2 protein-coding genes are annotated in these 2,214 nt (G+C 65.3%); both read right to left on the bottom strand.

All coding sequences use genetic code 11. From position 1 onward, the window contains the following. Window positions 1-260: alpha/beta hydrolase (locus tag EOA28_RS33295; RefSeq protein ID WP_148671025.1), on the bottom strand; the 260-nt coding region annotated here is incomplete at its 3' end. Window positions 261-408: 148 nt separating this feature from the next. Further along, the coding region (locus EOA28_RS33290; protein WP_148671024.1) for a lytic transglycosylase domain-containing protein at window positions 409-2,214 on the bottom strand (1,806 nt) is incomplete at its 5' end.

Genomic DNA, 2,214 nt, shown 5'->3' with positions numbered 1-2,214 from the left:
ACATTATAGTGGCCGGTATCGGGATCGTGGTCCGATTGCCCGCGGCCGCGATAGTCGAAGGCGATGACCTTACGGGGGATCTCCGCCTTCCTGGAAAGATGCAGCGCCAGCTCATGGAAGTCGCGGGCATTGCGGGTGAGGCCCGGCAGGCAGATGACCGGCCAGGCGTCGGCGTTTCTTTCGCCATAGATCCGGGTATGGAGCTTCAGGCCGTCAGCTGCGGGATAGAAGAAGTCGGAGAAACTTTCGTCGCTCGCCATCGGAGTGCTGTCCTCGCTGAATCGAACGGACAGCTACAGGCGAGAGTGAGGATCGTCAAATAGGAAGCATCGTATGGAAGCGTCTCACGCCGGCGGGACAGAGGGGGGCGCGAAGGAACTCGACCCTAAACGCCTTGCGGACGCCGCCTCAACTCCGTCCGTTCACAAGGTCCCCCACGATGTCGTACTTCCCCGAAATACGCATCTTGTAGACCTCGTAATTTTCCATCACGCGCTGCACGTAACTTCTTGTTTCCGTGTAAGGAATCCGCTCGATCCAATCGACCACCGCGTCCACGTCCTTGCCGCGCGGATCGCCGTATTTCGCCACCCACTGGGCGGCGCGGTTGGGGCCGGCATTGTAGCCGGCGAAGGTTAGCACATAGGAGCCGCCGAAGCGGTCGAGCTGCTCGCCGAGGAAAGCCGAGCCCAGCGTCGCGTTATAGCCGGCATCGCTCGTCAGCCGCGCCTGCGAGAAATTCATGCCGGTCTTCTTCGCCAACTGCTTGGCCGTGCCCGGCATCAACTGCAGCAGGCCGCGCGCGCCGGCGCTGGAGACGGCGCCGACATTGAACTCGCTTTCCTGGCGGGCAATGGCGTAGGCGAGCGCCTTGCCGGATCCGGAAATGTTGGCCGAATCGGGAATGACGCCGAGCGGATGCGACAGCGCGCCAACATCGATGCCGCGTTGGGCGGCGATCTTGCCGACCTTCAGCGCCATGAAATGGTTGCCTTGCTTTTCCGCCAGCACCGCAAGCAGCGCCAGCTCGCCCGGGCTGGTCAGCTGTCCGGCAAGGTCGCGATAGAGCGTCTCGGCATAGCGGTCATAGCCCGCCTCCTGCAGCCGCTTGATCGCGCTCACCGCCTCGCGCCCGTCGAAGCTCTGGCGGTCGGCCGCGCTCGGTTTCGGGTAGGCGATGTTGAGTGTCCTCAACCCCACGCGCTCGCCGGCGAGCTGGCCATAGAAGGTCGTGCCGTAGCTGGCCGCGCGCGTGAAATAATCCTTGGCGCTGCCCGGACCGCCGACTTCCGCGGCGCGGCCGAGCCAGTAATAGGCGCGCGACAGCGACACCGGTCCCTGCGCGAGCTCGGCAATGCGCTTGAAGTGGGTGGCGGCGATCGCCGGATCGTTGAGGCCGCGCAGCGCGTACCAGCCGGCATGGAATTCGGCCTCGGCGGCATTGGCCGGGCTTTCGGCCGCATGCATGGAGACGATTCTGTAGGCGGTTTTCATGTCGCCCTGATCGACCAGCTCGCGCGACAGCACACGCCGTTCCACCCACCAGGCATCGGGGTCGACCAGCGAATCGCGGTCGGTCGGCGCCTTCATCACGACAGCAGCGGCTTCAGTGAATTTCTGCTGCTTGCGCAGATATTCCGCCTCGGCGAAGAAATAGCCGGCCGAGCGTTGCGCCGCCGGCACCGCCTTCAACAGTTTGGCGGCGTTCTTGTCGCCCTTGTCGGCAGCCGCCCACGCATCCGCCAGCGGCTGAGCGCCGGCAAGACCGGCAACGAGCAGCGCGGAGGACGGCCGGTCGGCATAGAACATGCGCTCCATGCGGTAGCGATGGTCGGCCGCGGGGATCAGCGTGCCGAACTCCTTGATGATGGCGTTCTCGTCCTTGGCTTCCAGCTTTTCGCTGCGCCAGAACGGCACCAGCACCGACCGGGCCGCCGCCTGATTGCCAAGCGCCACCTGCGAGCGGGCAAGGATGATGACGCCCTCCGGCGTCAGCGGCTGGCTGCGGCCGAAAGCCTGAACCACCACTTGCGGCGGCGGGTTTTCGCGATAGAGCGCGCGTTCGCTGTTCTTGCGCAGGGCGATCGTGCCCGGCCAGCCGGGAAGCATCTTGGCGGCATCGGCAATCTCGCCGCTCGGCACCTGGTCGCCGCCATAAAGCGCGATCGCCCAGGCCAGGATGTGCCGGTCGAGCGAAGTGGCGGGCAGCGTGTC

This window comes from Mesorhizobium sp. M2A.F.Ca.ET.067.02.1.1, from assembly GCF_004023285.1.
GTDB lineage: Bacteria > Pseudomonadota > Alphaproteobacteria > Rhizobiales > Rhizobiaceae > Mesorhizobium.
This window is presented reverse-complemented; position numbering and strand designations above follow the sequence as displayed.